Source organism: Pseudomonas sp. PS02303 (assembly GCF_029959925.1).
Taxonomy (GTDB): Bacteria; Pseudomonadota; Gammaproteobacteria; order Pseudomonadales; family Pseudomonadaceae; genus Aquipseudomonas; species Aquipseudomonas mandelii.
In genome coordinates, this window is sequence record NZ_JASCOM010000333.1 from 1 (window position 1) to 5,632 (window position 5,632).

The following is a 5,632-nucleotide window of genomic DNA, read 5'->3' on the forward strand; positions in this document are numbered from 1 at the left end:
CGCGAAGGGGGCGTGTCAGTCGACATTGATGTCGCCTGACCTACCACCTTCGCGAGCAGGCTCGCTCCCACAGGTATCGCGTTTAATTGATGAGGTTAACGACGGCCACCCCGGCCATCGTGATCGCCGCGACCGTTATGGTCGCCTCGTCCGCCGTGATTGTTGCGTCCGCCATGGCCACGGTTATCGTTGCTCCAACCGCCGCGGTTACGGCCGTCCCAACCATGGGCCCGGTAGTCGCCCCGTTGCGACTGGTAATAACGAGGGGCCGGTTGATAAACCCGCGGCTGGTGGTAATACCGCGGCGTTGGCTGGTAATACCGCGCCGGTGGCGCGTAGTAGCGGCGCGGCTGCGTGTAATAACCGCCGCCACCTGAATAGTAAGGTCCGCCACCGGAATAATAGGCGGGCGCTGGCGAGGTATAGACATCGGAACGGTAGTAGCTGCCTCCTCCATCGGAATAGGGCACGCACGCACCAAGAGACAATCCCAATACTGCAATCAGAAGAATTCGGTGGAGCTGTTTTCGACAGAGCATGGCGGCCTCCTGGACCGCGAGTGAGCCATACCAGCGACGCTGGCAGGCGACAGTCAATTATTCGGTGACTGTCGAAAGATCAGACATCGTTTTCCAAATCTGGTGCGTTCCTGAAACAGATTGAAACAAGTAGCCGATGAAAGGTTTTTCATCTATTCACCCGCTGATTAATGGTGGCCACCGCGGTATCGACCGCCGTAATGACGTGGCCCGTGCCCGCCCCAATAGTAGTAGCGATAGCCCCCATAGAAGCGCGGACCGTAGTAATAACGTGGGCCGTAATAGTAGGAATAGGGAGAATAGCCGGGGTAGTAATAAGGCGCGGAATACACATCGTAACCACCGGCGTAGTAATAGCAGCCGGATAGACCAAGACCGAGAACCATACCGAACAACAGTCGACGAAACATGGCGGCCTCCTGAAAGACCCACAGCCGCAACAGGCCGGCTGACACCCATTTGACTGGCAATGCCGGGGCGAGTGCCGAAGGGTGCGGACCTTCAGATCAGCGGCCGTGAACGTCCCATAGCGGTGCACCCGCGCACCATCACAAGGCAACACCGCCTCGCCTGCCCCAAGCGCTCATCGCGCAATCCCCTACCCTAGAGCCCTCAAGCCAACTTGGCACGGCTCTCGCTTTAGCAAACCCGTGCAGGAGTCATCACAAGGTTCGCGGCACCACAATTTGCAATGGCTGACTAGGGTTCCGGCTCGCTAAGGCGAGTGGCTGGTCCGAGAGTTGGCGACCTCCAGTTGAGGTTACACGGCGGGACAAAAGCCCGGGAGACAAGCCACCGTTCGCGGTGCTGCGTTGACTCCTGCCCGCCCTTGATCAACTGGAGAACCACCCATGCTCAAGCTTCGTTTACCCGCCCTGCTCGCCGCTGCCTTCGCAGCCCTCGTGAGCCTCCCGTCCCACGCCGCTCAAAAAGACCACTTCAGCGTCTGCTGGACCATCTACGCCGGCTGGATGCCCTGGGAATACGCCGGCAGCCAAGGCATCGTCGACAAATGGGCGAAGAAGTACGGCATCAAAATCGATGTGGTCCAGCTCAATGACTACGTTGAATCCATCAACCAATACACCGCCGGCCAGTTCGACGGTTGCACCATGACCAACATGGATGCGCTGACCATTCCGGCGGCCGGTGGCGTCGACAGCACCGCGCTGATCGTCAGCGACTTCTCCAACGGCAACGATGGCATCGTGCTCAAGGGCGATGGCAAGAAGGTCGCCGACCTCAAGGGCATGGACGTCAATCTGGTCGAACTGTCGGTGTCGCACTACCTGCTGGCCCGGGCGCTGGATTCGGTCGACCTCACCGAGAAAGACCTGAAAGTGGTCAACACCTCGGACGCCGATATCTCGGCCGCCTTCAACACCGATCAGGTCAACGCCGTCACCACCTGGAACCCGATGCTTTCGGACATCAAGGCCAAGCCCGGGGTGACCGAAGTCTTCAACTCCAGCCAGATCCCCGGCGAAATCATGGACATGATGGTGGTCAACAGCGCCACCCTCAAAGACAACCCGGCCCTGGGCAAAGCCCTGACTGGCGCCTGGTTCGAAGTGGTCGCGTTGATGAACGCAAAAAACGCCGCCAGCAAGGTCGCACTCGAACACATGGCCAAAGCTTCGGGCACCGACCTGGCCGGTTTCCAGTCGCAACTCGACACCACCAAATTGTTCGCCACGCCCAAGGAAGCCCTGGACTTCTCCACCAGCAAGCAATTGCCGGAAACCATGCGCAAGGTCGCCGAGTTTTCGTTCCAGCACGGCTTGCTGGGTGAAGGCGCCAAAGACACCAGCGCCGTCGGCATGGCCTTCGCCAATGGCGTGACCAGCGGCGACAAGACCAACCTCAAGCTGCGCTTCGACCCGACCTACGTGCAGATGGCCGCTGACGCCAAGCTGTAAACCGGAGGACTGGCCATGCGCCTGATCAATCGCCACCCGGATCGCCCGAGTCGTCTGCTGTTGGTGATCCTGCCGTTCGCCCTGGTGCTGTTCGCCTACTTCATGGGCTCGGCCGAGCGGCTGACGGATAACCCCAATGACAAGCTATTGCCGAGCGCCGTGCAGATGACCGACGCGGTGAAACGCCTGGCGTTCACTGCCGACACCCGCACCGGTGAATACCTGTTGTGGCAAGACACCGCGTCCAGCCTGCGCCGCCTGGCCATCGGCCTGGGCATCAGTGCGCTGGCCGGGCTGTGCCTGGGCATCGCCGCCGGAACGTTGCCGCTGTTCGGCGCGCCGTTGTCGCCGTTGCTGACGGTGTTGTCGATGGTGCCGCCACTGGCAATCCTGCCGATTCTGTTCATCGTCTTCGGGCTGGGGGAATTGTCGAAAGTGATGCTGATCGTGATCGGCATCACCCCGTGCCTGGCCCGTGATCTGGAACAGCGCGCCCGGGAAATTCCGGTCGAGTTGCTGATCAAGGCCCAGACCCTCGGCGCGTCGACCTGGACATTGATGCTGCGCGTGGTGCTGCCACAACTGTTGCCACGGCTGCTGATCTCGCTGCGGTTGATGCTCGGCTCGGCGTGGCTGTTTCTGATCGCCGCTGAAGCCATCGCCTCCACCGACGGCCTTGGCTATCGGATTTTTCTGGTGCGCCGCTACCTGGCGATGGACGTGATTCTGCCTTACGTGGTGTGGATCACCCTGCTCGCCTGGTTGATGGATTGGGGCCTCAAACACCTGACCCAACGCGCGTTCCCTTGGTATGAAGGAGCCCGCGCATGAGCTTCATCACGGTAAAAAACGTCTGGCAGCAATACGCCGACCAAGTCGTGCTCGAAGGCCTGAACCTGAACGTCAACGAAGGTGAATTCTGCACCTTGGTCGGCGCGTCGGGTTGCGGCAAGTCGACCTTCCTGCGCCTGTTACTCGGCCAGGAACGCGCCAGTCGCGGCGAGATTCTGCTGGACGGTCAGGCCCTGGCCGGCGAACCGGATTCCAGCCGTGGCGTGGTGTTCCAGCGTTACTCGGTGTTCCCGCACCTGACCGTGCTCGATAACGTCGCCCTCGGCCTCGAACTGCCGCGCTCGCCCTTGCTCGGGCGCTTGTTCGGCAGTGCAAAAAAAGACGCCCGCGAACAGGCCTCGGCGCTGCTGCACAAGGTCGGCCTCGGCCATTCGCTGGACAAGTACCCGGCGCAGCTGTCCGGCGGCATGCAACAACGGCTGGCCATCGCCCAGGCGCTGATCATGAAACCCCGCGTGTTGCTGCTCGACGAACCGTTCGGCGCGCTCGATCCGGGCATCCGCAAAGACATGCACGCCTTGCTGCTGGAGCTGTGGCGCGAGACGCAACTGACGGTGTTCATGGTCACCCATGACCTGTCCGAAGGTTTCAGCCTCGGCACTCGTTTGCTGGTGTTCGACAAGGTCCGCGTCGACCCGCACGCCCCCGGTGCCTATGGCGCGCGCATCACTTACGACATCCCTTTGAACAGCGACCGCCGCGTCAACCGCGCCGCCGTCGATGCCTTGCCGGCTGCGCTGGCGGGCACGCTTCGTATCGCTTAGAGGAATTTTTGAAATGACTGATTCGACCCAGCTGTTCCCGCCCTTCGCCGAAGAAATGCTCCCTGGCGGTGGCCATCGTTCGTTCGTGTTGAAACGCGGCCAGTTGCTGCGCCTGACCGACCTGCGGGGCGGCGCCAACGTCAGCCTGACGCTGCTCAATGCCAATGAAAAAACCGAACGCCTGAACCTGCCCGACAGCCTCAAATGCCAACACACCGCCAAGCTCACCCGCGGCCATTGCCTCTACTCGGACATGGGCCGCGTGCTCGCCGCGATCACCGCCGACACCTGTGGCTGGAGCGACAGCCTCGGCGGCGTGCTCTGCGCTGAAGAAGTCGCGGAAAAATACGGCGCTGGGCGTTATCAGGAACTGCGCAACGGATTCTTCCGCAACGGCACCGACAACCTGTTGGTGGAACTGGGCAAGTGGGGGTTGGGCCTGTCGGATCTGCTGATGACGCTAAACCTGTTCAGCCGCGTCAACGTCGATGAGACCGGGCGTTTCCACTTTGTCGAAGGCAACTCGAAGGCCGGCGATTACATCGAGTTGTACGCGCCGATGGACACCCTGGTGGTGCTCACCGCGTTGCAGCATCCGATGGACCCGTCGCCGGACTACGCCCCCAAACCCCTGAAGCTGAGCTGGATGAACGCCGACGCCAGCGTCGCCGAACATTGCCGCACCTCGCGCCCGGAAAACGAGCGCGGCTTCATCAACACCGACCGTTTGTTCGCCTGAGGATCGCTGCCATGTCACTTGCAATCGCTACCGCTCAACAGTCGCCTGAAACTGCGGTCTACCGCGCCACCATCCCGGCCGGCGAACCGTGGCTGATGGAGGTCAAGGCCGGCCAGACCCTGCGCATCCTCGACCTGGAAGGTAATCAGGCCGTCGACACCTTGTTCTACAGCGTGGCCAATCCGAAGGAACGTTATGACGTGCAGCGCACGTTGCGCCGGCAGAACAGCGTCTACCTGAGCACCGGCAGCGTGCTCTATTCCAACCTCGGCAAACCGATGCTGACCATCGTCGCCGACACCTGCGGGCGTCACGACACCCTCGGCGGCGCCTGCGCGCAAGAGAGCAACAGCGTGCGCTACGCCTTGGAGAAACGCTACATGCACAGTTGCCGCGACAACTACCTGCGCGCCTGCGTGCATGACGGGCGACTGGGCAAAGGCGACATCGGACCGAACATCAACTTCTTCATGAACGTGCCGGTCACCGCCGACGGCGGGCTGACCTTTGAAGACGGCATTTCGGCACCGGGCAAATACGTCGACCTGCGCGCCGAAATGGACGTGATCGTACTGATCTCCAACTGCCCGCAACTGAACAATCCGTGCAACGCCTACAACCCGACCCCTGCGGAGCTTTTGGTATGGAACTGAAATTCGCGCGGTTGCGGCGGTGGTTGTTCGCCCTGTGCCAGGCCCGTTCCGGGCAGTGCCTCAAAAAGTAAGAACACCTCAATCCAAATGTGGGAGCGAGCCTGCTCGCGATGGCGTCAGCACATTCAACATCGATGTTGACTGACACACCGCTATCGCGAGCAGG

Annotated in this window: 7 protein-coding genes and 1 riboswitch; of the genes, 5 read left to right on the forward strand and 2 right to left on the reverse strand. The window is 61.3% G+C overall.

Annotation, left to right across the window (positions count from 1 at the left end; translation table 11 throughout):
• Positions 1-95: 95 nt before the first annotated feature.
• Both QMX98_RS31855 and QMX98_RS31860 read right to left on the reverse strand, forming a co-directional pair.
• Positions 96-539 carry a hypothetical protein gene (locus QMX98_RS31855; protein WP_077749610.1) on the reverse strand — a complete coding sequence of 148 codons (444 nt, stop codon included), beginning with the start codon at positions 537-539 and terminating at the stop codon, positions 96-98.
• Between the two features lie 167 nt (positions 540-706).
• Positions 707-949, reverse strand: coding sequence for a hypothetical protein (locus QMX98_RS31860; RefSeq protein ID WP_282411937.1), 243 nt, complete (start codon positions 947-949; stop codon positions 707-709).
• A gap of 278 nt (positions 950-1,227) precedes the next feature.
• A riboswitch (guanidine-I (ykkC/yxkD leader) is annotated at positions 1,228-1,328 on the forward strand.
• A 62-nt stretch (positions 1,329-1,390) separates the two neighbouring features.
• Between QMX98_RS31860 and QMX98_RS31865 the strand changes: the two genes are divergently transcribed.
• From QMX98_RS31865 to QMX98_RS31885, 5 genes are read left to right on the forward strand one after another with little or no spacing between them, the layout of a single operon-like run.
• The gene (locus QMX98_RS31865) at positions 1,391-2,458 is read left to right on the forward strand and encodes a putative urea ABC transporter substrate-binding protein (RefSeq protein WP_010462301.1); all 1,068 of its coding nucleotides are present in this window, start codon (positions 1,391-1,393) and stop codon (positions 2,456-2,458) included.
• Between the two features lie 15 nt (positions 2,459-2,473).
• A complete protein-coding gene (locus QMX98_RS31870) occupies positions 2,474-3,289 on the forward strand; it encodes an ABC transporter permease (RefSeq protein ID WP_010462303.1) in 816 nt (271 codons plus the stop codon).
• Positions 3,286-4,074, forward strand: a complete 789-nt coding sequence (locus tag QMX98_RS31875; protein ID WP_010462305.1) for an ABC transporter ATP-binding protein — start codon at positions 3,286-3,288, stop codon at positions 4,072-4,074. Before QMX98_RS31870 ends, QMX98_RS31875 begins: the two co-directional genes overlap by 4 nt.
• 13 nt (positions 4,075-4,087) lie before the next feature.
• On the forward strand, positions 4,088-4,813 hold the full coding sequence (locus QMX98_RS31880; protein ID WP_010462307.1) for an urea amidolyase associated protein UAAP1: 726 nt from the start codon (positions 4,088-4,090) through the stop codon (positions 4,811-4,813).
• 11 nt (positions 4,814-4,824) lie between these two features.
• On the forward strand, positions 4,825-5,466 hold the full coding sequence (locus QMX98_RS31885; protein WP_282411938.1) for an urea amidolyase associated protein UAAP2: 642 nt from the start codon (positions 4,825-4,827) through the stop codon (positions 5,464-5,466).
• The last annotated feature ends 166 nt before the right edge of the window (positions 5,467-5,632 follow it).